General features: G+C 67.9%; 25 protein-coding genes and 1 tRNA gene. 16 read left to right on the top strand and 10 right to left on the bottom strand.

Annotated elements, in window-relative coordinates:
- The first annotated feature begins 73 nt into the window (after positions 1–73).
- The 5 genes from ACT6QK_RS02905 to ACT6QK_RS02885 all read left to right on the top strand — a co-directional run bounded on the left by ACT6QK_RS02905 (position 74) and on the right by ACT6QK_RS02885 (position 5,156).
- Positions 74–165: transfer RNA gene (locus ACT6QK_RS02905), tRNA-Ser, on the top strand.
- A gap of 96 nt (positions 166–261) precedes the next feature.
- The gene (locus tag ACT6QK_RS02900; RefSeq protein WP_444596307.1) at positions 262–1,809 is read left to right on the top strand and encodes an exopolysaccharide biosynthesis polyprenyl glycosylphosphotransferase; all 1,548 of its coding nucleotides are present in this window, start codon (positions 262–264) and stop codon (positions 1,807–1,809) included.
- 11 nt (positions 1,810–1,820) lie between these two features.
- On the top strand, positions 1,821–3,272 hold the full coding sequence (locus ACT6QK_RS02895) for a lipopolysaccharide biosynthesis protein (protein ID WP_444596306.1): 1,452 nt from the start codon (positions 1,821–1,823) through the stop codon (positions 3,270–3,272).
- Positions 3,269–4,201, top strand: coding sequence for a glycosyltransferase family 2 protein (locus ACT6QK_RS02890; protein WP_444596305.1), 933 nt, complete (start codon positions 3,269–3,271; stop codon positions 4,199–4,201). Before ACT6QK_RS02895 ends, ACT6QK_RS02890 begins: the two co-directional genes overlap by 4 nt.
- Before the next feature lies 1 nt (position 4,202).
- On the top strand, positions 4,203–5,156 hold the full coding sequence (locus ACT6QK_RS02885) for a glycosyltransferase family 2 protein (RefSeq protein WP_444596304.1): 954 nt from the start codon (positions 4,203–4,205) through the stop codon (positions 5,154–5,156).
- Here the strand turns inward: ACT6QK_RS02885 and ACT6QK_RS02880 are convergent.
- Positions 5,137–5,838, bottom strand: a complete 702-nt coding sequence (locus ACT6QK_RS02880; protein ID WP_444596303.1) for a hfsB — start codon at positions 5,836–5,838, stop codon at positions 5,137–5,139. The two genes, ACT6QK_RS02885 and ACT6QK_RS02880, sit on opposite strands and share 20 nt — an antisense overlap.
- Before the next feature lie 77 nt (positions 5,839–5,915).
- The gene (locus tag ACT6QK_RS02875) at positions 5,916–7,367 is read right to left on the bottom strand and encodes a GumC family protein (protein WP_444596302.1); all 1,452 of its coding nucleotides are present in this window, start codon (positions 7,365–7,367) and stop codon (positions 5,916–5,918) included.
- A 128-nt stretch (positions 7,368–7,495) separates the two neighbouring features.
- Here ACT6QK_RS02875 and ACT6QK_RS02870 point away from each other — a divergent pair, with 128 nt between their 5' ends.
- Positions 7,496–8,248 carry a polysaccharide biosynthesis/export family protein gene (locus ACT6QK_RS02870; RefSeq protein WP_444596301.1) on the top strand — a complete coding sequence of 251 codons (753 nt, stop codon included), beginning with the start codon at positions 7,496–7,498 and terminating at the stop codon, positions 8,246–8,248.
- A 228-nt stretch (positions 8,249–8,476) separates the two neighbouring features.
- On the opposite strand, the gene ACT6QK_RS02865 is transcribed toward ACT6QK_RS02870, so the two are convergent.
- Entirely contained in the window at positions 8,477–8,782 is a 306-nt protein-coding gene (locus tag ACT6QK_RS02865; RefSeq protein WP_444596300.1) for a sel1 repeat family protein, read from the bottom strand.
- 194 nt (positions 8,783–8,976) lie between these two features.
- A complete protein-coding gene (locus tag ACT6QK_RS02860; protein ID WP_444596299.1) occupies positions 8,977–9,696 on the bottom strand; it encodes a glutathione S-transferase N-terminal domain-containing protein in 720 nt (239 codons plus the stop codon).
- 175 nt (positions 9,697–9,871) lie between these two features.
- Here ACT6QK_RS02860 and ACT6QK_RS02855 point away from each other — a divergent pair, with 175 nt between their 5' ends.
- The 3 genes from ACT6QK_RS02855 to ACT6QK_RS02845 all read left to right on the top strand — a co-directional run bounded on the left by ACT6QK_RS02855 (position 9,872) and on the right by ACT6QK_RS02845 (position 12,192).
- Complete coding sequence (locus ACT6QK_RS02855; protein WP_444596298.1) at positions 9,872–10,414, top strand: RcnB family protein; 543 nt, start codon at positions 9,872–9,874, stop codon at positions 10,412–10,414.
- Between the two features lie 160 nt (positions 10,415–10,574).
- Positions 10,575–11,588: an RcnB family protein gene (locus tag ACT6QK_RS02850; protein ID WP_444596297.1), complete on the top strand. Its 1,014-nt coding sequence runs from the start codon at positions 10,575–10,577 to the stop codon at positions 11,586–11,588.
- Positions 11,589–11,778: 190 nt separating this feature from the next.
- Positions 11,779–12,192, top strand: coding sequence for an RcnB family protein (locus tag ACT6QK_RS02845; protein ID WP_444596296.1), 414 nt, complete (start codon positions 11,779–11,781; stop codon positions 12,190–12,192).
- Between the two features lie 154 nt (positions 12,193–12,346).
- Here ACT6QK_RS02845 and gatB read toward each other — a convergent pair whose 3' ends face one another.
- Genes gatB through gatC form a run of 4 tightly spaced genes read right to left on the bottom strand, consistent with a single transcriptional unit; the run spans position 12,347 to position 16,240 of the window.
- Entirely contained in the window at positions 12,347–13,852 is a 1,506-nt protein-coding gene (gene gatB / locus ACT6QK_RS02840; protein WP_444596295.1) for an Asp-tRNA(Asn)/Glu-tRNA(Gln) amidotransferase subunit GatB, read from the bottom strand.
- The gene (locus ACT6QK_RS02835; RefSeq protein WP_444596294.1) at positions 13,849–14,475 is read right to left on the bottom strand and encodes a hypothetical protein; all 627 of its coding nucleotides are present in this window, start codon (positions 14,473–14,475) and stop codon (positions 13,849–13,851) included. Before ACT6QK_RS02835 ends, gatB begins: the two co-directional genes overlap by 4 nt.
- Positions 14,472–15,950 (bottom strand): Asp-tRNA(Asn)/Glu-tRNA(Gln) amidotransferase subunit GatA, encoded by a 1,479-nt coding sequence (gatA, locus tag ACT6QK_RS02830; RefSeq protein WP_444591724.1) that lies wholly within the window; start codon positions 15,948–15,950, stop codon positions 14,472–14,474. Before gatA ends, ACT6QK_RS02835 begins: the two co-directional genes overlap by 4 nt.
- A gap of 2 nt (positions 15,951–15,952) precedes the next feature.
- The gene (gene gatC, locus ACT6QK_RS02825) at positions 15,953–16,240 is read right to left on the bottom strand and encodes an Asp-tRNA(Asn)/Glu-tRNA(Gln) amidotransferase subunit GatC (protein WP_444591723.1); all 288 of its coding nucleotides are present in this window, start codon (positions 16,238–16,240) and stop codon (positions 15,953–15,955) included.
- A gap of 115 nt (positions 16,241–16,355) precedes the next feature.
- Here gatC and ruvX point away from each other — a divergent pair, with 115 nt between their 5' ends.
- The 4 genes from ruvX (at position 16,356) to pyrC (ending at position 20,073) form a co-directional block, all read left to right on the top strand.
- Positions 16,356–16,820 (top strand): Holliday junction resolvase RuvX, encoded by a 465-nt coding sequence (ruvX, locus tag ACT6QK_RS02820; protein WP_444591726.1) that lies wholly within the window; start codon positions 16,356–16,358, stop codon positions 16,818–16,820.
- Positions 16,817–17,752 carry an AEC family transporter gene (locus tag ACT6QK_RS02815; RefSeq protein WP_444591722.1) on the top strand — a complete coding sequence of 312 codons (936 nt, stop codon included), beginning with the start codon at positions 16,817–16,819 and terminating at the stop codon, positions 17,750–17,752. The genes ruvX and ACT6QK_RS02815 overlap by 4 nt, the downstream gene beginning before the upstream one ends.
- Before the next feature lie 66 nt (positions 17,753–17,818).
- Positions 17,819–18,799: an aspartate carbamoyltransferase catalytic subunit gene (locus ACT6QK_RS02810; protein ID WP_444596293.1), complete on the top strand. Its 981-nt coding sequence runs from the start codon at positions 17,819–17,821 to the stop codon at positions 18,797–18,799.
- Positions 18,796–20,073, top strand: coding sequence for a dihydroorotase (gene pyrC / locus ACT6QK_RS02805; RefSeq protein WP_444596292.1), 1,278 nt, complete (start codon positions 18,796–18,798; stop codon positions 20,071–20,073). The genes ACT6QK_RS02810 and pyrC overlap by 4 nt, the downstream gene beginning before the upstream one ends.
- Here the strand turns inward: pyrC and ACT6QK_RS02800 are convergent, their stop codons facing one another.
- Positions 20,074–20,997 carry a glycerophosphodiester phosphodiesterase family protein gene (locus ACT6QK_RS02800; RefSeq protein WP_444596291.1) on the bottom strand — a complete coding sequence of 308 codons (924 nt, stop codon included), beginning with the start codon at positions 20,995–20,997 and terminating at the stop codon, positions 20,074–20,076.
- A 140-nt stretch (positions 20,998–21,137) separates the two neighbouring features.
- On the opposite strand from ACT6QK_RS02800, the gene plsY reads away from it, so the two are divergent.
- From plsY to ACT6QK_RS02785, 3 genes are all read left to right on the top strand, one after another.
- Positions 21,138–21,776: a glycerol-3-phosphate 1-O-acyltransferase PlsY gene (gene plsY, locus ACT6QK_RS02795; RefSeq protein ID WP_444596318.1), complete on the top strand. Its 639-nt coding sequence runs from the start codon at positions 21,138–21,140 to the stop codon at positions 21,774–21,776.
- A complete protein-coding gene (gene dprA / locus ACT6QK_RS02790; RefSeq protein WP_444596290.1) occupies positions 21,776–22,861 on the top strand; it encodes a DNA-processing protein DprA in 1,086 nt (361 codons plus the stop codon). Before plsY ends, dprA begins: the two co-directional genes overlap by 1 nt.
- An 87-nt stretch (positions 22,862–22,948) precedes the next feature.
- A complete protein-coding gene (locus ACT6QK_RS02785; RefSeq protein ID WP_444596289.1) occupies positions 22,949–23,425 on the top strand; it encodes an Hpt domain-containing protein in 477 nt (158 codons plus the stop codon).
- Positions 23,426–23,490: 65 nt separating this feature from the next.
- Here the strand turns inward: ACT6QK_RS02785 and ACT6QK_RS02780 are convergent, their stop codons facing one another.
- Positions 23,491–24,627: a DUF2336 domain-containing protein gene (locus tag ACT6QK_RS02780; RefSeq protein ID WP_444596288.1), complete on the bottom strand. Its 1,137-nt coding sequence runs from the start codon at positions 24,625–24,627 to the stop codon at positions 23,491–23,493.
- Positions 24,628–24,679: the final 52 nt, after the last annotated feature.

The following is a 24,679-nucleotide window of genomic DNA, read 5'->3' as shown; positions in this document are numbered from 1 at the left end:
TTCAGACTTATTCGCCGATTTCGCTCTGGCCGATTGCAAGGCGGCCATCACTTCGCTATCGACGGCGCCTGCCGGAGACGTGGCCGAGTGGCTGAAGGCAACGGTTTGCTAAATCGTCATACCCCGTAAGGGGTATCGAGGGTTCGAATCCCTCCGTCTCCGCCAGACTTTTCCGTCAGAGTTCGCCGCCTTCGGGCGGGTGTTAACGCCACGTCCACGCGGCCTGTGCACAAGTGCGCGCCATCAGGACGCGCGGAAACGATGACGCACACTCTTAACGCCGATCTGCCGGGATTGACGACCGGCCGCAGCGGTGACGCCGCGACGAACGGCGCTTCCGCGCCCGCCGCCTCGGCTGTGCCCCCGGAGGCGCGTCGCGGACCTTTCCGTCCCGGCGTCTGGCTCAACACACGCCAGCGCAGCTCGGCGCGACTGGCGGCCCACGCCTTTCATCTGGTCGACCTGGCGGCCCTGTGGGGCGTGACCCTGTTCTGGGCGGCTGGCGGGCAGGCTCGAAGCCTGGCTGAGGCCTCGGTCGTGATGGTCGCCCCCCTCGTCGTCGCGGCCCTGATCGTTCAGGCGGTCATGCCGTCCCTGGGCCTGTACCGGTTCAAGCGCGACCACAGACTGATCCGCCATCTCGCCGCCCTGGCCGTCGTGATCCTGGCGGCTGCGGGCGTGGCGGCCCTGACGGCCTGGAGCCTGCCGGGCGGCGACATCGGCCGGGTCGGCGATTGGCTGATGACCGCGTTCGCCGTCATGGCCGGTCTGCATCTGGTCTGGAGCGGTCTGGTCGCCCGATGGCGGCGTAGCGGCGCCCTGACGCCCAATATCGTCGTCGTCGGCGCCACGCGGCATGCGGAACGCCTGATCAACGACGCCTTGCAGAGGCGAGACCTGAATGTCCTGGGCGTCTTCGACGACCGTCTGGCCCGCTCGCCCGACGCCGTGGCCGGGGTGCCGGTTCTTGGCCGCGCCGATGACCTGCTGAAGCATCGGATGATTCCCTATGTTGACCGGATCGTGGTCGCCATCGACCCGGCCGCCCATGCCCGCGTGCGCGAGCTGACGGCGCGCCTGCAGGTTCTGCCCAATGAAGTCAGCCTGCTGGTCGATCCGCAGGGCGAGGCGGAACGCGACGCCGCCCTGGCCAAGCTGGCCCAGGCCCCGCTGGCGCCGGTCACCGCTCCGCGCAGCCCGGACCGCCGCGCCTTCAACAAGCGGCTTCAGGACGTGCTGGTCGGAAGCCTCGCCCTCGCCCTCGTCGCGCCGATCCTGGGGCTCGTCGCCCTGGCCATTCGCCTGGACAGCCCCGGCCCGATCTTCTTCCGCCAGCGCCGCCACGGGTTCAACCATGAGGAAATCGTGGTCTGGAAGTTCCGCTCCATGCGGCACGAGGCCGCCGACGCCACCGCCTCGCGTCAGATTTCGGCCAACGACGACCGGGTCACCCGCGTCGGCCGCATCCTGCGCTCGACCAGCCTGGACGAACTGCCTCAGCTGCTGAACGTGCTGAAGGGCGAGATGTCTCTCGTCGGTCCCCGCCCCCACGCCATCGGCATGAAGACTGGCCAAACCGAATCCGCCGCCCTGGTCGCCGACTACGCCCACCGCCACCGGATGAAGCCCGGCATGACCGGCTGGGCCGCCGTCAACGGCTCGCGCGGCCCTCTGGACAGCGCCGAGGACGTGCGCCGTCGGGTGCAACTGGACGTCGATTACATCGAGCGCCAGTCCTTCTGGATGGACCTCTGGATCATGGCCATCACCATCCCCGTGCTGCTCGGCGACCGGGCGGCGGTGCGCTGAGCGGGTCCGGCATGTTCTGGAGAGGGGTCTGGGGCTATCTGCCCGCCAACATCGTTCAGGGGGTGGTCGGCTTTCTGGCCATCTTCCTGTTCACGCGCCTGCTGCATCCCGATGAGTTCGGCCGCTACGCCCTCGCCTTCTCGATCCTGACCCTGGCCCATGTGGCGACCTTCAGCTGGCTGGAGGCCGCGATGGCGCGCTACTGGGCGGCGCAAAAGTCGGCGGCGGAGATGGCGTCGCATTTCGCCAGCCTCTACCGCATGGCCTTCATCATGATCGGCGGCTTCGTCGTCGTGGCCGGCCTTTTCCTGTGGCTCGCGCCGCTGGATCCCCTGTTCAAGTTCGCCGTCGCCGCCGGTCTGGCGGGCTGTCCCCTCCGCTGCCTGGCCAAGCTGGCGCAGGAGCGATTCCGCGCCGAGGGTCAAGTCGGCAAGTCCGCTACCGTCGATATCGTCACCACCATCGCCGGACTGGCCATCGGCGTCGCCGCCGCCCTCTTGGGCGCGGGAGGCGCCGCGCCGCTGATCGGCATCGGTCTTGCCCCGTTGATCGTCCTGCCCTTCCTGCTGCCCGGCGAACTTCGACAGGCGCGCGACGGCGTCATCGACCGCGCCCGGATCCGCAGCTACGCCGCCTATGGCTATCCGATCGCCGCGGGGCTGGCCCTGGCTCTCGTTTTGGCCTCGACCGACCGTTTCCTGCTGGCCGCCTTCATGGACGAGGCGGCGGTAGGCGCCTATCACGCGGGCTACAGCATCGCCAACCGGACGCTCGACATCCTGTTTATCTGGCTCGGCGCCGCCGGTCAGCCGGCCCTGGTGATGGCTCTGGAACGGGGCGGGCTGGACCGGCTGAAGGAGGCCGCGCGCGAACAGGCCTCGACCTTTCTGCTGATCGGCGTGCCCGCCGCCGCCGGGGTCGCACTCGTCGCCCGACCGCTGGGCGAGGTCATGATCGGCCCGGAACTGCGCGAGGCCGCCGCCGCCATCACGCCCTGGATCGCCCTGTCGGCCCTCCTCTACGGCATGACCGCCTACTATTTCGGTCAGGCCTTCACCCTGGCCCACAGAACGAAGCTGCTTCTCGTGACCATGACGGTGCCGGCCATCACCAATGTCATCCTCAACATCATCCTGATACCGCATTTCGGGGTCATGGGCGCGGCCTGGTCCACGGCGGCCAGTTTCGCCATCAGCCTGACCACGGCGCGCGTCCTCGGAGGCCGTGTCATGCCCCTCCCGGTCCCGTGGGAGGCCCTGATCCGCTGCCTGATCGCCACCGGGTTGATGGCCCTGGCCGTCTGGTTCCTGCCGCCCATCGGCGGTTTCGCCGAGCTGATGATGGACGCCACCGTCGGCGGCCTCGTCTATGCGGGGGCGGCCCTGACCCTGAACGCCGCCGGAGTGCGCGACATCGCCGTGCGCCTGTATCGTCGTCGGTTCGGCAAGGAGGCGGCGGCATGAGCGCCCTCATCGTCGACAGCCCGACGCGCGACGCGGCCCGGCCTATCCTCTCGGTCCTGATTCCCTTCCTCCGCGACGATCCGCGAGCCTTGCTGGCGGCGCTGGACACTGAGGCTGCGGTCCTGAACGGCGCCGTCGAACTGGTCGTGCTGGACGACGGCACCGCCGACGCCGCCCTGACGGCGGCCCTGACGGACGTCGTCGCCGCCATGGCCCTGCCCGTCCGCCTGATCACCCTGACCGCGAACGAGGGCCGGTCCATCGGCCGCAACCGGCTGGCCTCCGCAGCGCGCGGACGCACCCTGCTGTTTCTCGACAGCGACATGCGACCCGACACCCGAGACTTCCTCGGCCGCTGGGCGGCGCTGATCCGCGACGCCGATCCCGCCGTGGCCTTCGGCGGCTTTTCGCTGAAACAGGCCCCGACGGACCGGAAGTTCGCACTGCACCGGGCCATGGCGACCAAGGGCGAGTGCCTGGACCACGTCGAGCGCTCCAGGGCGCCGGAGAAGTACGTCTACACCTCCAACCTGCTGGTCCGTCGCGACGTCTTCGACAGCGAGGCCTTCGACCCCGCGTTCAGCGGCTGGGGCTGGGAGGATGTGGAATGGGCCATGCGGGTGTCGCGTCGCTTTCCCGTCATCCACGTCGACAATCCGGCGACCCACATGGGCCTCGACACCGCCGCCGATCTGGCGCGCAAGTACGAGCAGTCGGCGCCCAACTTCGCGCGAGTCGCGGCCCTGCATCCCGACATCCTGGCCGCCTACCCCAGTTTCAAGGCCGCGCGCCTGCTGAAGCGAGTGCCGGGCCTCGGCCTGTGGCGGCCCCTGATGAAGCGCGCGGCCCTCGCCGAGGCCTTGCCGGCGAAGGCGCGGTCCTTCTCCCTGCGTCTCTACCGCACCGCCCTCTACGCCGAGGTCGTTTGACATGGCCGCCGATATCGCCGTCATCGTCCCGACCCTGCGTCGCCCGGCCGAATTGACCCGTGCCCTGCGTTCGGTCTTCGCCCAGACCGGGGTCGAGGCCCGGCTGCGCGAGATCGTCGTCGTCGACAATGATCCCAAGGCGACCGCGCGCGAGGCCGTCGGGGCGCTCGCCGCCGAGAGCCCCTGCCCGCTTATGTATGTGCATGAGCCGCAGCCCGGCGTCGCGACCGCCCGGAATGCGGCCTTGCAGTCGACAGACGCCCCCCTGATCGCCTTCCTGGACGACGACGAGGCGGCCGAACCGCACTGGCTGTCCGCCCTGATCGCCGGTCAGGTTGAGACCGGCGCCGACGTCGTCTTCGGTCCCATCCGTGGCCGCGTGCCCGAGGGAACCGGCTGGAGGACCCCCTATCTTGAACGCTTCTTCGGCCGTCAGGGCCCGGCGGAGACCGGTCTGATCGACCACGCCTATGGCTGCGGCAACGCCCTGATGGTGCGCGCGACGGCCCTGCCCGGCCCGGCGCCGTTCGACACGACGTCCGACCAGAGCGGCGGCGAGGATGACGCCCTGTTCTCCGCTCTGTCCGCGCGCGGCGGGCGGTTCGGATGGGCGGCTGACGCCTGGGTTGACGAGTTCGCGCCCTCTCATCGCGCGACCCTGAAATACGCCCTGGCCCGCGCCTTCGCCTATGGCCAGAGTCCGCCTCAGATCGCCCATCGCGCCGGCAAGCCCGCTTCGGTCGTGTTCTGGATGGGTGTCGGGGTCGCTCAGACCCTGGTCTGGGGCGTGGCCTCGCTCGCGCTCATGCTGATCGCCAGCCCCCGGCGCGCCGAAACCCTGGATCGCGCCGCACGCGGTCTGGGAAAGGTGTTGTGGATGGAGGGACTTGAGCCCCACTTCTATGGCGCGCGTGAACTGGCCCGCCTCGACAGGGTCAGCCCGTCAGCCGCTTGAGGAAGCCCGGCGGCTTGTAGCGCGACCGATTGACCACCACCCCAGCGATGCGGCCTCCGACGGCCTCGATCTCGTCTCTGAGGATGACCGGCTCATTGGCCGCCGTGCTCTCGGCCGCCACGACCAGCACGGTCGCATCCACGAAGGGCGCCAGAACGATCGAGGTGTCGCTCCGCTCGGCCGCCGGGCTGTCGATCACGACGGTGTCCGTATGCCTGCGCATGGCATCCCAGTAGGCGGGATCCGGCAGGGCCTCGACCCTCTGGCCGGACCTCAGGCTCTCGATGCGGAAACGACTGACGAACAGGCGACCGCCCAGGCAGGGCCGCGCCGTCAGCAGGCGTGACGCCGGCACCGGATCGCCGCTGCGCCCGACAAGCTGAGGCGAAACGGCGTAGAAGATCGAACCGTCCGGGCTCGCCGCGACCGTGTCGCCCAGCCGCCCGAAACGCTCAGGGTCCGCCGCCACGGCGTCCTGCTGGCCCTGCTGCGCCAGGTCGGCGTCCACCAGCCAGACGGGCTTCCGAGCCCGGACGGCGGCCAGCCGAGCGAATTCTCGGGCGACCGTGGACACGCCCTCCCCCGCTCCCGCGGAGACGAACTGGATCACCCGCCCCCGATAGGCGGGAGCCGGTCCAAGAGCGGCCAGAAGGCCGGCCATTTCCGAAGTCAGATCGACCATCGAATCGGTTACGCGCCACACATGATGTCAGCGTAACACGGTCGCCGCGTCGCTGTGGCATGCGGCGGCCACGTCGCTCACGCCTTGACCGGGGTGACCGCCAGAACCGGCATCTGCAGGGTTCGTCCGACCGAGGCCGGGGTCACGAAGCCGCGCCGCGTGACCACGCGCAGCAGCCCCACACAGAGGGCCGTGAAGCCCGCGAACAGGATCACCAGGGCCAGCAGGGGCAGCTTCAGACTGGATCCGCGCGTGGGCGCGGCGGCGTAGGACAGGACGCGGACATTGTCCGCCCCTTGGGCCACCAGGTCGTTGTCGGCCCGGTTCTGGGCGCCGCGCTGCTGGAACTCGCGGATGCTGGCGGTCAGGACGTCGCGATTGCCGGCCAGGACAGCGTTCTCCGACTCCAGCCGGGTGAGCCGCGCCTGCCGGTCGCGCAGCATGGTCAACTGGGCGTCCAGGGTCGCCAGGCGGTCCACAAGGGCGTCGCGATCAGCGGCGGCGTTGATGCGGTTGGTTTCCAGCTCGGTCCAGACGGTGCTCGGCCCGATGCGCACCTCCTTGGGACCCACGGTGTTGCCGCCGGCGACCAGCGCCTCCTGCTCGGCGATCCGCGCCTCGATGTCTCGCACCGGCTGGGCGTCCGGTTGATAGCGCGACAGAAGCTGGGCCCGCTCGGCGCGCAGGGTGCGGATCTGATCCTGGGCCGAGATGTTCAGATCCTGCTGCAGCGTCACCTCGGCGGGCGTATTGCGCTGCTGCTGCTCCAGGGTCGCCACGCGCGCCGCCATCTGGCTCAGCTGGGCCTGGGTCAGCATCCGCTCGGTGAACAGGGACTGATAGGTCGCCGCCGCCGAGGCCTTGGCGGTGGCGAAGTCGCCGATGTCATTCGACGCCAGGAAGGACTCGTAGTTTCGGTCGACGTTGGCGAGTTCATCCTCGAACGTCACGCGCTGGGCGTCGATCGCCGAGGTCGAGTCGTCCTGGAACACTTCGCGTCGATAACCGCGATAGGCCTCGATCAAGGCGTTCAGCACCTTGGCCGACTTGTCGGCGTTGTCGCTTTCATAGCTCAGGGCGATCACGGGGCTCAGAGGCTGGGTGCCGATCTCCAGCCCGTCGTGGATCGACTTGATCGCGTCGCCTTCCTGCTTGGCCAGCGAACCCGTCGCCAGCTTGCCGGGCTTCTGGAAGGCCTCGAGCCCAAGGGCCCGCACGGCGCGCAGGGCCACCTCACGGCTCTGCAGAATCTTGGCCTCCGTCACAGCCACCTCGCCGGGGGCCGGCGCCTGAGACGACCGTTCGGTCAGGGCCCCGACGCGCGGCTCATAGGCGTATTCCTGGCCCGCTCCGGCATAGAGATCGGCGCTGGCCACATAGGTCTTGCGAATCGTCATCACCGCTGCGGCGCCGACGGCGACCACCAGGATGAAGACCAGCAGCATGATCCAGAACTCGCGGAACAGCAGGCCGATGATGTCAGCCAGTCCGTATCTGGGTCGCGCCGGAACATGGGCCGTCGATCGCATGGGCGAATCCGTGGATGAGTTAACAGTCTCGATGCTTCGCCCACTCCCGTTAACCAGTCGTTACCCATGATTGCCGAAGGTCGCCTCACAGACCTTTTGTCCCCCGAGTCTCTCTCAGGCGCCCCGCCATGACCGCCGACCGCCGCTCTCTCCTCTTCGCCCTGGGCACCATGAGCCTGTCCGGAGCCCTCTCGGCCTGTGGGGCGCGGGCGTCCATGCCCGACCTCGGGCTCGGAACGGGCGTGGATTACCAGCGTCAACCGGCCGGGGTTCCCGATCTGGAGTTCGCCGACTGGTCCGACGCCGAGCCCGAATACCTGCTCTATCCCGGCGACGAGATCGAGGTGGCCACCCCTACCGCGCCGGAGAACACCCGCACGGTCAAGGTTGGGCCGGACGGCCGTATCTCCATGCCCCTGGTCGGCCAGGTGATGGCGGCGGATCGGTCCCTGTATGAGCTGCAGCAGACGTTGGGCGGCGCCTATTCGCGCATTCTGGTGAGGCCCGTGGTCGAGGTCAGCCTCAAGACCGCTGGTCCGATCCGGGTCTGGGTCGATGGCGAGGTCCGCACTCCGGGCGTCTATGAGATGACCGGCGACATGGAGGCGCTCCAGGCCGTCATCCAGGCGGGCGGCGTCCTGCCCTCCGGAAAGCTTCAGAACGTGGCCCTGATCCGGCGCGGACGCGGCAATGTGCGCATGTTGCGGGTGCTGGACCTGCGCCAGCGCCGGGGCGACGCCGTTCCCCTGCGTCGCGGCGACATCCTGTTCGTGCCGCGCTCCAACCTCGGCGAACTGGCCGCCTTCTTCACCCAGGTGAAGGCCGCCCTGCCAATCGGCTTCACCTACAGCATCAACGGCCAGTACCAGCAGTTTCCGTGATTCCTGGCCTTCGGCCCCGAGGCGCTTCGCGCCGCGCTACGTTCGCGACGCGGTCGCTCACTGCTTGAGCGCATTTACCTGTCCCATGGCGTCGGTGTGCCTGATCCTTCCGAAGCGGCTTGGCCGTTCGGACGTGCTAAACGTCAGCCGTTGGGGAATCCCGCGCTCAAGTAGCGAGGCTCCGCGAGCCGAGCGTAGCGCTGGCGCGTCAGCGCCCCGGCCGCATTCTTATGCGGCCAAGGATACAGTGCCGGCGTCGATGTAGCGACGAGCCGCTTTCTGAGCCTCGGCGATCTCTTCGCGTTCCATCTCCATGGACATCTCGCGACGATAGACGCGGGCTTCGATCGAACCCTTCATCGCGGCCAGGTTGAAGATCATGTGGGCCGACACCCGGTCCATCGGGCAGCCGCCCGAGCCGGACGAATACATCATGCCCAGGCGGAACAGGGCGTCGCCGTCCATGTCGGGCGTGGGCAGCGGCAGAGCCTGGGCCTCGCCATCGAAATCTTGCGCCAGTTCTTGCGCGGTCATCGTCTCATCCTCCAAACGCGCCCGTTCTGGGCTCGCCTCTGATGACGCGATGAAACGCCCTGCCCGCTGAAGTTAAAGTTAACGCCGAAACACGAAAAAGCTGTTTTTCGTAAAGGGCTTATGAACACCCAGAACCGTGTTCAGTCATCATAAACACCCCTGAAACCCCGCGTTTACAGAGATGCTGGAAACGGTTAACGCGCCCGCTGTCCGAACAGCATCCGACGCGCCTTCTCCGCCTCCGCGCCAGACGAGGCCAGATTGCGACGCAGGTCATCTCCCAGGGCCCGCCCCGTCTTCACCGCCGGTCGATCACCGACCCGCTCCATCCAGCGCGCCAGATGGGGGAAGTCGGCGAGGTCCTGTCCCTGCAAGGTGGGCAGCACCCAGGGCCAGGCCGCCATGTCCGCGATCGAATAGTCGCCGGCCAGATAGTCCCTGTCCGCCAACCGCCGGTCCATCACGCCATACAGACGGTTCGTCTCGTTGGTGTAGCGCCGTACGCCGTAGGCCAGGTGGCGCTGGTCGGGCGTCATGGCCGGAGCGTATTGCCGGAAATGGTGGGTCTGGCCCGCCATCGGCCCCAAGCCGCCAACCTGCCAGAACAGCCACTGGTCCACCTCGGCCTTGCCGCGCGGATCCTGCGGGTAGAAGAGGCCCGACTTCACCCCGAGATACTGAAGGATGGCGCCGGACTCGAAGATCGACAGGGGCTCGCCGTCCGGGCCGTCCGGATCGACGATGGCGGGCATCCGGCCATTGGGGCTGATGGCCTGGAACTCCGGCCTGAACTGCTCGCCGGCGCCGATGTTCACGGGCTTCATCTCGTAGGCCAGTCCCATCTCCTCCAGGGCGATGGACACCTTCCAGCCATTGGGCGTGGGCCAGTACCAGAGCTCTATGGGTTTCGGCATCGGGCGTTCCTGTGACGAGGGCGGAGGGGATCAGGCGTCTATCTGGCCCCTCCGGCCGCACGTTTCAAACCTGACACGTCCGTTCAGAACGAGTTCATGCGCCGGGTCGGATGTTGCCGTCATGTTTAACGGGCCGGACGCCGCCAGCCGTCGCCGCCCATCGGGAGCAAGAAGGATGAACCGCTTCACCAAGGCCGCCCTGGTCGCCCTGGCCCTGACCACCACGGCCGCCCCGATCGCGGCCCAGGCCCAGAACCGCGACCGCGGCGACCGCCGCGAATGGCGTCAGGACAACCGTGACGACCGTCGCGAGTGGCGTCAGGACAATCGCGATGATCGTCGTGAATGGCGCCAGGATCACCGCGACGATCGCCGCGACTGGCGCCAGGACAGTCGCAACGACCGCCGCTACGACCGCAACAATCGCTACTGGTATCAGGGCCGCTCGGACTTCCGCGACTATCGCGGTGTTCGCCCCGGCTACTGGTATGCGCCCAGCTACGGCTACTACCGGGTCGATCCGCGCTACGCCAACTACCGCTGGCAGCGTGGCGGCTATCTGCCGCCGTCCTACCGCAGCTACTATGTCCGCGACCCCTATGTGTACGGCCTGCGCCCCGCCCCCTACGGCTATCGCTATGTTCACGCTGGCAGCGACATCGTCATGATCGCCGTCGCCACCGGCCTGATCGCCAGCGTCTTCGCCAATATGTACTGATCCGCCCAAGTGGCAGAGCAAGCCCCGCAAGCCTCTGGTTTGCGGGGCTTTTTTCATGTCCGAAAGTTAATCCGGCGCCGCCGTTCGTTCAGATACGGTTCAGGCGACGGGTTCGATCCTCATCACAAGCCGCCCCGTCGGGCGTGTGTGGAAACCGACAATGAAACGCCAACTGATGGCCTATGCCGCCATCGCCGCCTTCACCCTTCCAATCCTAGCGCCGATCTCGGCCATGGCTCAGGAACGCGGCGACCGCGGCACAGACGACCTCGCCCAAGCGCCCCAGCGTGACCGGGGACGCCCCGGCAATCGGGGTGGAGAACGGGCGCCCGACGCTCGTCCTGCGCCGCGCCCCGCTGCGGAGGCGCCTCGCGATCAATCCCAGCCGCGACCCGATCGCGGTCCGCGCCCGGAACGCCCCTCGGGCGGAGGTCGTCCCGACCGTCCGACCGGCGGCGACGCAGGCCAGGGCCGTCCGGATCGCCCCAACACGGGTCAGCGCCCGGACCGGCCTTCGGGCGGTTGGCAGCGGCCGGATCGGCCAGAGGGTTCGCGCCCCGGCGGCGGCCGTCCCGATGGGGGCCGTCCGGACGGAGGGCGTCCTGACGGTGGTCGCCCAGGCTCAGGCCGGCCCGACGGCGGCAGACCCGGCGCGGGTCATCCGGATACGGATCGTCCAGGAAATGGCCGTCCGGACCGGCCCGGCGGCGGTTGGAACAATGGCCGTCCCGGCCAGGACCGTCCGGATGGCGGCCGTCCCGGCGCCGGTCGTCCCGGCCAAAACTGGGACCGCGACCGCGATCGCACCCGCCGGGAGTGGCGCAACCGCTTCGACAGCCAGCGTTGGCAGCGCGACTGGAATCGCAGCCGCGGCTACGACTGGTGGCGCAACGACCGTCGCTTCCGCGGCTGGAGCGGGGTCCGGATCGGTTTCTATTTCGCGCCGGGCTACGGCTACTACAGCGTGCCGCGCCAGTACTACGGCCGCCACTACCAGATCGGCCAGTATCTGCCGGAGATCTTCTGGCGCTACCGGATGGACGACTACCGGACCTACGGCCTCGGCTATCCCCCAGAGGGCACGCGCTGGGTCTATGTCGACAACTCGGTCTATCTGATCGACGAGTACGACGGCTACATCATCGACGTCGTCCGCGACTTCTGGCGCTGGTAGGCCGTCTGTGAGGAACGAGGCCCCGGAGCGCGATCTCCGGGGCCTTTTCCTTGCCCGGGATCCCGGGGCCGAAATCGGGCGGGAGCCTGAACCCGGTGTTCAGCGCGGGTTCAGGCGTCGGGTCGCATTCTTGAAGCAGTCGGAATGTCTCGTCGGCCCCGGTCGGCGAGCCTTGCAAAGGAGACAGACCGTGAAGAAGACCCTGATCATAGCCGCCGTGGCCGCCGTCACCGCCCTGTCCGCCCCCATGGCCGCCTCCGCGCAATCGTGGGGTGACCGCGACCGGGACGGCCGCTACGAGCGCTGGGAGCGCCGCGCCGACCATAATCGCCATGACGGTCGCCGCTACACCCAGCGTGAACGCTACAACGACTACCGTCGCGGCGTCCGCGACCAGCGTCGCGACTATCGTCATGACTATCGCCGCTGGCAGCGCGGCGCGGTGATCCCGCGCGACTACCGCCGCAGCTGGTACGTTAGCGACTACCGTCGTCACGGCTGGCGCGCCCCGCCGCGCGGCTACGGATACTATCGCACGGACACGGGCGACATCGTGATCGCCGCCCTGGCCACCGGCGTGATCCTGTCGCTGTTCAACAACTAGGACGGGCGATTTCCGTCATCCTCGGGCTTGACCCGAGGATCGGACGATCCTCAAGCTGAAAGACGAAGGGGCGCTCCATCGCTGGCGCGCCCCTTTTCTTCTTACGATCGTCGCTGAACCGCTGATCCTCGGGTCGAGCCCGAGGATGACGAATTTAGAGGCCCAGCTTCGCTTTCAGGATGTCATTGACCGCCGCGGGGTTGGCCTTGCCGCCCGTGGCCTTCATCACCTGACCGACGAACCAGCCGAGGGCCTGCGGCTTCTCCGCCACCGCCGCCGCCTTGTCGGGGTTGGCGGTGATGATCTCGTCGATGGCGGTCTCAATGGCGCCGGTGTCGGTGACCTGCTTAAGGCCGTGCTTCTCCACCACTTCCGACGGCGAGCCCTCGCCGTTCCAGACGTGGTCGAACACCTCCTTGGCGATCTTGGACGAGATCACATTGGTCTCGATCAGCTCGACAAGTTCGGCGACATGGGCCGCTGGCAGCGGATTGTCGCTGAACTCCGTGTTGGACGCCGCCAGCCGCGCCGAGACCTCGTTCGTCACCCAGTTGGCCACCAGCTTGGCGTCCCGGCCCTTGGCCGCTTCCTCGAAGTAATCCGCCTTGGCCTGATCGGAGATCAGGACGATGGCGTCGTACTGCGACAGGCCATACTGGCTCATCAGCCGCTTGCGCTTGGCGTCGGGCAGTTCGGGCAGGTTGGCCTTGATCTCGTCGATCCAGGCCTGTTCCAGCTCCAGCGGCAGCAGGTCCGGGTCAGGGAAGTAGCGATAGTCCTGCGCCTCTTCCTTGGACCGCATCGACCGCGTCTCGTTCTTCGTGGGGTCGTAAAGGCGGGTTTCCTGAACGATCTTACCGCCGTCCTCCAGGATCTCGATCTGGCGCCGGGCCTCGTGGTTGATGGCCTGGGAGATGAAGCGGAACGAGTTGACGTTCTTGATCTCGCAGCGCGTGCCCAGATGGCTGAAGTCGCCGGTCGCCTTGAACTTCGCGTACTGGCCTTCGCGGCAGACCGAGACGTTGACGTCGGCCCGCAGATTCCCCTTCTCCATGTCGCCGTCGCAGGCGCCGAGATAGATCAGGATGGTCCGGATCTTCTTCACATAGGCCACGGCCTCTTCCGGCGAACGGATGTCCGGACGCGAAACGATCTCCATCAGGGCCGTGCCCGCCCGGTTCAGATCGACATAGGAATGGGTCGGCGACAGGTCGTGGATCAGCTTGCCCGCGTCCTGTTCCAGGTGCAGCCGCTCGATGCCGACGTTGAAGAACTCGCCGTCCTCGCCCTCGACCTCGACCACGCCCTCGCCCACGATCGGGTGATACAGCTGGCTGATCTGATAGCCGGTCGGCAGGTCGGGATAGAAGTAGTTCTTGCGGTCGAACTGGCTGAACAGATTGATCTTCGCGTTCAGGCCCAGACCCGTCTTCACCGCCTGTTCGACGCAATGTTTGTTCAGCGTCGGCAGCATGCCGGGGAAGCCCGCATCGACCAGCGACACCTGGGCGTTCGGCGCCGCGCCGAAGCCCACGGCCGCGCCCGAGAACAGCTTGGCGTTCGACGCCACCTGGGCGTGGATCTCCAGCCCCATGACGATTTCCCAGGCGCCGGTGCGGCCCTGGATGAGTTTGGATGTGGTGGCAGTCGTGTCGGTCATGTCGATTTCTTATTCAGCAAGCGTGCGAGCTCGACGTCGGAGAATGTCTTGCTGAAGGCTTTAGGCCCCAGCGTATGGGCGACGAGGAATTTATAGTATCGGTCGGGCCGCCGGAAGCCGACGAGATTGCCCAGCTTTGTGCCAAACTGACTGTGGTAGCGCCTTTCAAGGTCTTGGACCTGGAGGGCGATAGGATCATTCTGTCGTATGACCCTCAGGCAGGAATGCAACACGCGGTCCGCCCACATAACACCTCGTGCGAAATCAGACTTCGGCTCTGGCGAAACGCGACTTTCCCGCGACATTTCCTCCACCATCCTGTCGTAGCGGCTGGAGAGCCATTCGCGGTCGATGTCGAACACGCTCGGCGCGGAATCCAAGAACGTCGCTCTGATCACCTGCTCGCCCGGATAGTCGCGTTGAAACCATCCCGACCAATGAGCATCTTTGGCCAGCTCCAAACCTAGAAGGGAGTGTCGGTATTGGTATCCTATGCTGAAATCCGAACGCCACGCCTCACTGTTGCGGAGCCCTAGCACCTCAGCCGCAGTCTTGAGTTGGGTCAGTTTGCCTCGGGCAAAACGAAGAGCATTCTTGTTTCGACCGGCGACAAGAAAACTCACCACCACTTCTCCGCCTTGCCGGTGAACCCGGCGGCCTTTTCCAGCGCCCCGGCGACCTGGAAGACGGTCGCCTCGTCCAGCGCCTTGCCGATGACCTGCAGACCGAGCGGCAGGCCGTTGGCGTCCACGCCCGCCGGCACCGAGATGCCAGGCAATCCCGCCAGGTTGGTCGTCACCGTGAAGACGTCGTTCAGATACATCTTCACCGGGTCGATCTGCTTCTCGCCCAGGGCGAAGGCGGCCGACGGCGTCGAGGGCGTCAGGATGGCGTCCACCCGGTCCCAGACGTTGTCGAAGTCCTCGGCGATGCGACGACGCACCTTCAGCGCCTTCACATAAAAGGCGTCATAGAAGCCGGCCGACAGCACATAGGCGCCGATGGTCAGGCGCCGCTGGACCTCCTTGCCGAAGCCCTCGGCCCGGCTGGTCTCATAGAGGTCCGTCAGGTTGGCCGCGTTCTCGGCCCGATGGCCGAAGCGCATCCCGTCATAGCGGGCCAGGTTCGACGAGGCCTCGGCGGGCGCCACGATATAGTAGGTCGGCAGGGCGTACTTCGTGTGAGGCAGGCTGATGTGGACGATCTCGCACCCGGCCTCCTTGAGCCATTCGATGCCGTCGGCCCAGATCTTCGACATCTCTTCCGGCATGCCGTCCACGACATATTCCGAGGGCACGCCGATGCGCAGGCCCTTGACTGACTTGCCGACGAACGGCGTCCAGTCGGGGGTCGGGATGTCGAGGCTGGTCGAGTCCTTGACGTCGAACGAACACATCGACTTCAGCAGCAGGGCCGCGTCCTCGACCGTCTTCGCGATCGGACCGGCCTGATCCAGCGAGCTGGCGAAAGCGACCATGCCGTAGCGGCTGGCCCGGCCATAGGTCGGCTTGATCCCGACCGTGCCAGTGAAGGCGGCCGGCTGGCGGATCGACCCGCCGGTGTCCGAGGCCGTCGCGGCCAGGCACAGGTCGGCGGCGACCGCCGAGGCCGATCCGCCCGAGCTGCCGCCCGGCGTCAGATCAGCATTCGAACCCTTTGATTTCCAGGGATTGACCACGGGCCCGAAGGCCGAGGTCTCGTTGGACGAGCCCATGGCGAACTCGTCCATGTTCAGCTTGCCCAGCATCACCGCCCCGTCGCGCCACAGATTGGCGGTGACGGTCGACTCATAGGGCGGGACAAAGCCGCGCAGCATGTTCGACCCGGCCGTCGTCTGGACGCCCTGGGTGCAGAACAGGTCCTTGATGCCCAGGGGCGCGCCTTCCAGCACGCCGCCCGTCCCCGCCGCGATCTTCGCGTCGGACGCCCGGGCCATGTCGATCGCCTTGTCGGCGGTGACCTCGACATAGGCGTTCAGGGTCGGATTGGCGGCCTCGATGTTGGACAGGAAGGCGCGGGTGATTTCCTCGGAGCTGAATTCCTTCGACTTCAGCCCGTCGACGGCGCCCTTGAGGGTCAGTTGGGTCAGGTCGCTCATGACTATTCGACCACCTTGGGCACGACATAGAAACCTTCGGCGGCGCTGGGCGCGTTCGACAGCACGTCGGCCACCCTGTTCCCGTCGGTCACCACGTCATCGCGCAGGCGCAGGGGCTGGCTGACGTTCGAGGTCATCGGCTCCACGCCCTGAATGTCCACCTCGTCGAGCTGCTCGATCCAGGCCAGGATGCCGTTCAGCTCCTGGGCCAGCGGCTCCAGCCGGTCCTCGGGGGTCTTGATGCGGGCGAGGTGCGCAACCTTGCGCACGGTCGCGGCGTCGATGGCCATGCGGCCCTCCAGTCGTCGGTCGTGTCGGAAATTGAACCGTCGGGATTAGCCGTCCGATGCCGGATTCACAAGGTTCCGCCTTCGCAACCGCGTCATCGTGGCCTATGCACCCGCCGTGCCCGTCCTCGACCTCACCGCCCTGCCCGACGCCTGCCCGCCGAACACGGCGTGGATGGGGCTCGACCTGGGCGAAAAGACCATCGGCGTGGCGGTCTCGGATACCAGCCGGATGATCGCAAGTCCGCTGGAGCTGATCCGCAAGTCCAAGTTCACGCTCGAGGCCGAACGGCTGTTCAAGCTGATGGATCAGCGTCAGGTCTCGGCGCTCGTGATCGGTCTGCCGATGAACATGGACGGGACCGAGGGGCCGCGCGCCCAGTCCTGCCGCGCCTTCGCCCGCAACCTCGACCGCATCCGCCCGACTCACGTCGCCTTCTGGGACGAGCGGCTCTCGACCAGCGCGGTCGAACGCTTCCTGATCGACGACCTCGACCTCAGCCGCAAGCGTCGGGCCGACGTCGTGGACCGCACAGCCGCCGCCTGGATCCTGCAGGGGGCTCTGGACCGGCTGAGGCCGTGACCGCCCTGATCGCCGGCATCCTGCCGGTCTTCGTCCTGATCGCCCTCGGCTATGGTCTGCGGAAATCCGGCTTCCTGCCCGACGTCGCCTGGCGACCGATCGAGAAGCTGTCGATCAACTGGCTCTATCCGGGCTTCCTCGTGCCCGCCATCTGGCATGCGGACCTGTCGGGCGGCAGCGCCCCCGCTGCGGCCGGAGCCGCCGTCGTCGCCATCCTGATCGTCACGGCGGGAGCCCTGATCGCCAAGCCCTTTCTGACGATCGAGGGCCCCGCCTACACCAGCGTCTTCCAGGGCGTGATCCGCTGGAACAGCTTCGTCTTTCTCCCGGTCATCCAGTCGGCCTATGGCGAACGCGGTCTGGCCCTGGCGGCCGTCATGATCGCCTGCATCATCCCCGTGACCAACATCGCCTGCGTCGCCGTCCTGGCGCGCTGGGGCGCCGACCAGCGCGGCGTCCGGCCCCTGGCCCTGCTTAAGGCCATGCTGGCCAACCCGATCCTGATGGCCTGTTTCCTCGGTCTGGCCCTCAACTTCGCCCGCGTGCCGCACCTGCCCGGCATCTCCGAGACGCTGGAACTGCTCGGCGCGGGTGCCCTGCCGCTCGGATTGATCGTGGCCGGCGCAGGCCTCAGCTTCGCCGAGGTCGCGCGGCGCAAATGGACCATCGGCGTCGTCTCGGTCGTCAAGCTGGGAATCATGCCGGCCCTGATGTGGGGCCTGTGCCTCCTGTTCGGCGGCGACGAGCTCGCGCAGGGGCTGGCCCTGCTGTGCGGCGCCGCGCCCGGCGCGGCCGCCTCCTACATGCTGGCGCGCCAGATGGGCGGGGACGCCCCCCTGATGGCCGGCATCATCGCCCTGACCACGGTCGGCAGCGCCGTGATGATCCCGATCCTGCTGGCGGTGTTCCATCTGGGTCAGGGTCTGGTGTAGCTTTGCCGGAAATCTGACCCCGAACGCTTCGCATCCAGCGTGTTTTCGCTCTATAGCGACCCCTCGATGACCCAGCCCACCGTCACCGAGTCGATGATCGAAGAACGGCTGGCCCCGTTCCCGACGCCCCATTTCCTCTCCGCCGGCGATCTGAACGCCCCCACGGCCATGGCCCTGCTGGACCTCGCGGACGCCTTCGTCGACTTCAACCGCCAATCCTCCAAGAGCCTGTCGCTGCTGCACGGCCGCACGGTGGTCAGTCTGTTCTTCGAGAACTCGACCCGCACCTCCTCATCATTCGAGATCGCGGCCAAGCGACTGGGCGCCGACGTCGTGACCATGCCGGTGGGCGCTAGTTCGGTGAAGAAGGGCGAGACCCTGATCGACACGGCGGTCACCCTGAACGCCATGAAGCCGGACATTCTGGTCATCCGCCACGGCGCCTCGGGCGCGGCGGCCCTGCTGTCCCAGAAGGTCGGCTGTGCGGTGGTCAACGCCGGCGACGGGCGGCATGAGCACCCGACCCAGGCCCTGCTGGATCTGCTCAGCCTGCGCCGCGCCTTCGGCGACGTGACCTCCCTGACCGTGGCCATCTGCGGCGACATCGCTCACAGCCGGGTGGCGCGGTCCAATGTCATCCTGCTGTCGATGCTGGGCTGTCGCGTTCGGCTGATCGGCCCGCCCACCCTGGTGCCCGGTGACGCGGACCGCTGGGGCTGCGAGGTCTTCCATGATATGCGCGAGGGACTTCAGGGCTGCGACGTCGTCATGATGCTGCGCCTTCAACTCGAGCGGATGGAGGGCGCTCTCGTCCCCTCGACCCGCGAATACTTCCGCTTCTGGGGTCTGGATCGCGAGAAACTGGCCTGGGCCGCGCCGGGTGCGAAGGTCATGCATCCCGGCCCGATGAACCGCGGCGTGGAGATAGATTCCGACGTCGCCGACGACCTGTCGGTCAGCCTGATCCAGGATCAGGTCGAAATGGGGGTCGCCGCCCGCATGGCCGTGCTGGCCGCCCTCTCCGCCCGCATCGGAGACGACCGATGAGCGCGCTCGCTGTTATTAACGCCCGCCTGCTCGATCCGGCGTCGGACTATGACGGCCCCGGCGCCGTCCTGATCGAGGACGGCCGGATCGTCGAGGTCGTCCACGGCGCCGCGACCGAACGCCCGTCGGGCGTCGAGATCGTCGATGCGAACGGCCTCTGCCTCGCCCCCGGCCTGATCGACATCCGGGTCAAGACCGGCGAACCGGGCGCCGAGCCGCGCGAGACCCTGAAGTCCGCCAGCCTGTCGGCGGCGGCGGGCGGCGTCACCACCATCGTCATCCAGCCCGACACCGACCCGGCCATCGACGACCCGGCGATGATCGAGTTCATCCAGCGGCGCGGCGCGGCTCTCGATCTGGTCAACGTCCGGGCCGCCGGCGCCGCCACCAAGGGCCGCGAGGGCCAGCGCATGGCCGAGATCGGCCTGATGGACGAGGCGGGCGCGCTCTATTTCACCGATGGTGTCCACGTCATCGCCAACAGCCGCACCCTGCAGCGGGTGATGAGCTATGCGGCCTCCTTCAACGCCCTGATCGCCTGCCGTCCCGCAGACCCCTGGCTCAGCGAGGGCGGCGTCGCCACCTCCGGCGAGATGGCCTCACGGCTGGGCCTGTCGGGCGTACCCGCCATCGCCGAGCGCATCCAGCTGGAGCGCGACCTGGCCCTGGTCGAACAGACCGGCGTGCGCTTCCTCGTCGACCAGATCTCGACCGAGGGCGCGCTGGAGACACTCGCCCGGGCGCGCAAACGGGGTCTGGAGGTCGCGGCGTCGGTGTCGATCAACCACCTCTGCTTCAACGAGATCGACATCGGCGACTACCGCACATTCTTCCGCCTTGACCCGCCCCTGCGTTCCGAGAGCGACCGTCAGGCCCTGATCGAGGCCCTGCGCGACGGCCTGATCGACATCGTCACCTCCGCCCACGCCCCCGCGCCCGCCGAGGACAAGCGCCGCCCCTTCTCGGAGGCCACGCCCGGCGCGGTCGGTCTGGAGACTTTGCTGCCCGCCCTTCTGTCCCTGCATCACGAGGATGGGCTGGACCTGCTGGAGGTTCTGCGCCCCGTCACCCAGGGGCCTGCCTCGGTCCTGGGCCTCGACAGCGGCGCTCTCGCCGCCGGCGCACCGGCCGATCTCGTCCTGTTCGATCCGCACGCCCCGGTGGTCATCGACGCCGCGACCCTGAAATCCAAGTCCAAGAACTCCCCCTTCGACGGCCGCCGCCTCCAGGGCAAGGTCATGGGAACCTGGGTCGCGGGCCGGAAGGTCTTCTGACTATCGCGGGCAGGCGGCGGCCTTCGCCGTCTCCGCCGCCAGCACCCGTTGCACCACCAGCGGCGTGTCGGTGGCGATGACCGTCACGCCTTCACGGAACAGATCGCGGTATTCCGAGGGATCGCCATCGGCGGCATAGGCGTCGTCCCGGCTGCGTCCGGCCGGCCCCAGGGTCCCGAACTGGACCTCGACGCCCCGCTCCCTCAGCGAACGCCACAGGGCCGGACGCTCTTCGCGCGTGCCGGTCCAGGCCAGGACCTGCGGTGGGTTCAGCCCCTCCAGACTGTCCGGCGACGACAGACCCACCGACAGCATCATCTCCGGCGCCATGGCCGCAACCGCCCGCGCCGTCGCGTCGGAATAGGTGATCAGGATGACCCGATCCTGCGCCCCGACGCGGCGCACCTCGTCCACCACGGCGCGGGCCAGGGCCACGGTCGCAGCTTCGTCCGACGGCTTCAGATCGATGGACGCGATGGCCCCGACCCGACCCGCCGCCGCCAGCGCCTCGGCCAGTGTCGGCGGCGCTTCGTCCAGCGTCTGGCCGCCGGGCGTCGTCAGCCGCGCCGCCTTCACCTCGGCCAGAGTCAAATCCGCGACCTTGCCCCGCCCCGTTGTGGTCCGGTCCAGACTATCGTCGTGCATCAGCACCAGCTTGCCGTCGCGCGTCAGGGCCGCGTCGATCTCCACAACTGCGCCCGGAATGGCACGCCCCGTCGCCTCGATGGACGACACGGCGTTCTCCGCCGCCTCCGGCGAGACCTGCCCCCGGTGCGCCGAGATCACCACCCCGCCATCACGCATGCAGTCGAAATAAGCCGCGAGCGCCGGACCGCTGTCGACCGCCGGGCGAGGTTCCGCCCCGGGGGCGACACAGGCGGCCGTCGTCGAGACCAGCAGCAGGGCGACAAGGGTTCGGGTCATGGCGGGCTCCTCGACACGTCCCGCCTGTGGTGGACAGAGCGCACCGGGTCAAGTGAAGCGACGGTGACGGCCGCCTCCCCTTGCTCCAGCCTCGCCGCCGACGCATCGTACGGCCAACGCGAATGAGGGGAGCGAATCAGGTGCAGGATCTGGCGGCGGCAGCAATGGGCTCGTTGGCTCTGGCGGCGGTCGGCGGCTATCTGCTCGGCTCGATCCCGTTCGGCGTGCTGGTGACCCGCCTCGGAGGCGCGGGCGATGTGCGTCAGATCGGTTCGGGCAATATCGGCGCGACCAATGTCCTGCGTACGGGGCGCAAGGATCTGGCCTTGGCGACCCTCCTGCTCGACGCCGGAAAGGGGGCGGCCGCCCTGCTTTTGGCCCGCTGGCTTCTCGGCAGCGAACTGGCCGGCTGCATCGCCGGCGGCGCGGCCTTCCTCGGTCACATCTTCCCGGTCTGGCTGAAGTTCAAGGGCGGCAAGGGGGTCGCCACCTTCTTCGGCCTGCTGATCGCCGCCCACTGGCCGCTGGGCCTGATGGCCGGGGCGACCTGGCTGATCGTGGCCTTCGCCCTGCGCTATTCGTCGCTGGCGGCCCTCGTCGCTGCGGCCCTGGCGCCCCTCTATTCGCTTCTGCCCCTGCCGTCGGCAGGCCTGCCGACTTCGAGCGCGATCACCCTGCTGGCGGTGTTTACGGCTCTGCTCATCTACATCCGGCACCATGAGAACATCGGGCGGCTGCTGAAGGGCGCCGAACCCCGCATCGGGGCGTCAAAAGCCTGATGGCCGCCGGACCGCTCGATGACGCCGAGCGGTTCGCACGTCTCCGCCTCGCGCGCACCGAACGGGTTGGGCCGGTTTCCTTCCGGCAGTTGCTCCAACGCTATGGATCGGCGGTGCGCGCGCTTGACGCCCTGCCCGGGCTCATGGCCAAGGGCGGCAAGGGTGGAGACATCCCCTCCCTCGACCGGATCGCCACCGAAATGGACGCCGGGGCGCGTGTCGGCGCAGCACTCGTCGTGCTGGGCGACGCCGCCTACCCGCCCCGCCTCGCCGCCGTCGATCCGCCGCCTCCGGTGCTTTGGACGCGAGGAAACGTCGCCCTCCTGTCGCGCGAGTCGGTCGCCATCGTCGGCGCCCGGATCGCTTCCGCGGGCGGCCAGAGGATTGCCCGCGGCCTGGCCGACTCTCTCGGCCGATCCGGGTTCGTCGTGGTGTCGGGGCTGGCGCGCGGCATAGACGCCGCCGCGCATGCGGGCGCGCTGGACACCGGCACGGTCGCCGTCCTCGGCGGCGGGGTGGACGACGTCTATCCGCCCGACAACGCTGGCCTCTATGCCGACATCGTCGAAAAGGGCTGCATCGTCTCCGAAAGCCCGGTCGGCCATCGGGCCCAGGCGCGCGACTTCCCGCGCCGCAATCGCATCATCTCCGGTCTGTCGCGTGGCGTGATCGTGGTCGAGGCCGAGATCCGCTCCGGCTCCCTCATCACCGCCAGCCTCGCCGCCGAACAGGGCCGCGACGTCTTCGCCGTGCCCGGTTCGCCGCTGGATCCGCGCTCGAAGGGCCCTAACGATCTGCTGCGCCAAGGCGCCATCCTGTGCGAGGGGGTGGACGACGTCATTCGCGCCTTCGAGACCCTGCGCTCCCTCGCCGAGCCGCCGCCCGACCCGTTCGACATCCCGCCGGAGGATGTGGACCTCGAGGTTCTGGACCGGGTCGCCGCCCTTCTGTCGCCCACGCCGACGCCGAGGGATGAGCTGGCGCGGGCCTGCGGACTGCCGATACAGGTCGTGGCCGCGGCGCTTCTGGACCTCAGCCTGAGCGGGCGGGCCACGCTCTTGCCGGGCGGTCTGGCGACTGATTGACAGTATCTGGAACCGCCGTTCGCCGTAGTCACCGTTCCTTAACAGCGGGCGTCGCATCATCTCCCCAGACGTCTTCGGGAGTTATCGGTGAGTAATCCGGCTCAGGTTTTCAGTCCGCCCAACACCCTTCGCATGAAGGTCGGAGGCGGATTCGGCGGCATCGACGCCAGCGCCATCGCCAAGGCCGAGGCCGCGCTTCAGGCCATGTCGGCCCAGTTCGGCCAGTGGCTGGACGACGAGATCGTCAAGCTGGACGCCGCCCAGGCCGCCATCCGTACCGAGGGTCTGACGCCTGAGAACGGGGAATATCTCTACTGCCGCGCCCATGACCTGAAGGGTCTCGGCACCACCTACCAGTATCCGCTGGTCACCCGTCTGGCTGGATCTCTCTGCAAGTTGCTGGACGACGCCAGCAAGCGTATGGCCGCTCCGATGCCCCTGGTCGACGCCCATGTCGATGCGATCAAGGCCGTGGTCCGCGACAAGATCCAGACCGACGAACACCCGACAGGGCGTGTCCTGGCCGAGGCTCTGGAAAGCCGCGTCGCCGAACACATGGCCTGACGCCTTCGCCGGCTAAACAAAGACGACGCCCGCTCCATCAGGCGGGCGTTTTCAATTCAAGATTGTCAGGCTGCGGCTCGACGGGTCACGGGCTCGGTCGCCCGATCCAGCCGCTCCATCAGATAGGCCAGGTCCTCGCGAGGGGCGTTGGGACGCTGGGTCAGGAAACGCTCCAGCATCTGCTGGCGAAAACCATCGCCGCTGACCTGGCCGCCCTCGGCCACCAGGGTGCGCCAGGTGTCCACGCCGGCCCGGAAGGCCGGAAACAGGCGCGGCGGCAGCCCGGCGCGATCATAGATGGCCCTCAGCCCCAGAGGCCCTGCGTCATGGATCATCAGCCAGGCGCGCGAATGCGGCGTCATCGCCAGTTCGGCCAGGCCATGCTCGAAGAGGCCCATTTGGCCCCGCGCCAGAGCCCGCAACAGAAGGGACGCCGTCAAGGCCTTGCGCCCGTTCAACTGGGCGACGAACTGCGCCAGATCGACGCCCGAACCGGCCTGGTCGATCAGATCGACCGTGGCGCGCTCCCGAGCGAACCCAGCCAGTCGGATAGCCGTCTCAGGCGCGACCGCATGACGCGAAATCAGATGCTCGCGCACAGCTTCGCTCGCGATGGTGATAAGCCGCTCGGTGATCTCGACGGGCAGAACCCGGCGATAGGCCATCGCGGCGACGACTTCCGGGGCGTCGCTGAAACGGTCCAGCGCCTGGGTCATGGCGCGCTCGGACAGGTCGGCGTTGTCATTGGCGGCCAGGGCCTGAACCGCTTGCTCGCACCCGTCGATGCTCAAGGCCTCGGCCACATCGCGCGACACGAACGGCCGGGACGCAACCGCGATCTGACGGATGGCCGAACCGGCCTCGACGATCTCGATCAGGTCCTCGTCGGAAAAGGCGGGCGAAAAACCGATGATGGGCAGAGCGACGCTGTCCACGTCTGCAGCCAGACGGCGCGCCACGTCATGCGGGATCAGATCGGAGGCCTTGAGCGTCACCGCCAGGGCCCGTCGCACCAGCTCGGCGGCGTCCTCCGCCAGCAGTCTCAGGATCTTCTGGGCGGCTTCCCGCTCGTCGTCCGACAGATCCGCGCGATCCATGCTGCGACAAAGCTTGTGCGCGGCCGAGGCGCGTTCGTCCTCGTCGGTCGCCTTGATCATCCTGCGGATGTCGGCGTCGGTCAGGCGGGCTTGAAAGGCGGTCATGGGCGACTCACGAATCCAGAGGACGGCTTCTGTGCGATCATCGGCCCGGCTT

It is taken from the genome of Brevundimonas sp. (genome assembly GCF_052436175.1).
In the GTDB taxonomy this organism is placed as follows: Bacteria; Pseudomonadota; Alphaproteobacteria; order Caulobacterales; family Caulobacteraceae; genus Brevundimonas.
This window is presented reverse-complemented; position numbering and strand designations above follow the sequence as displayed.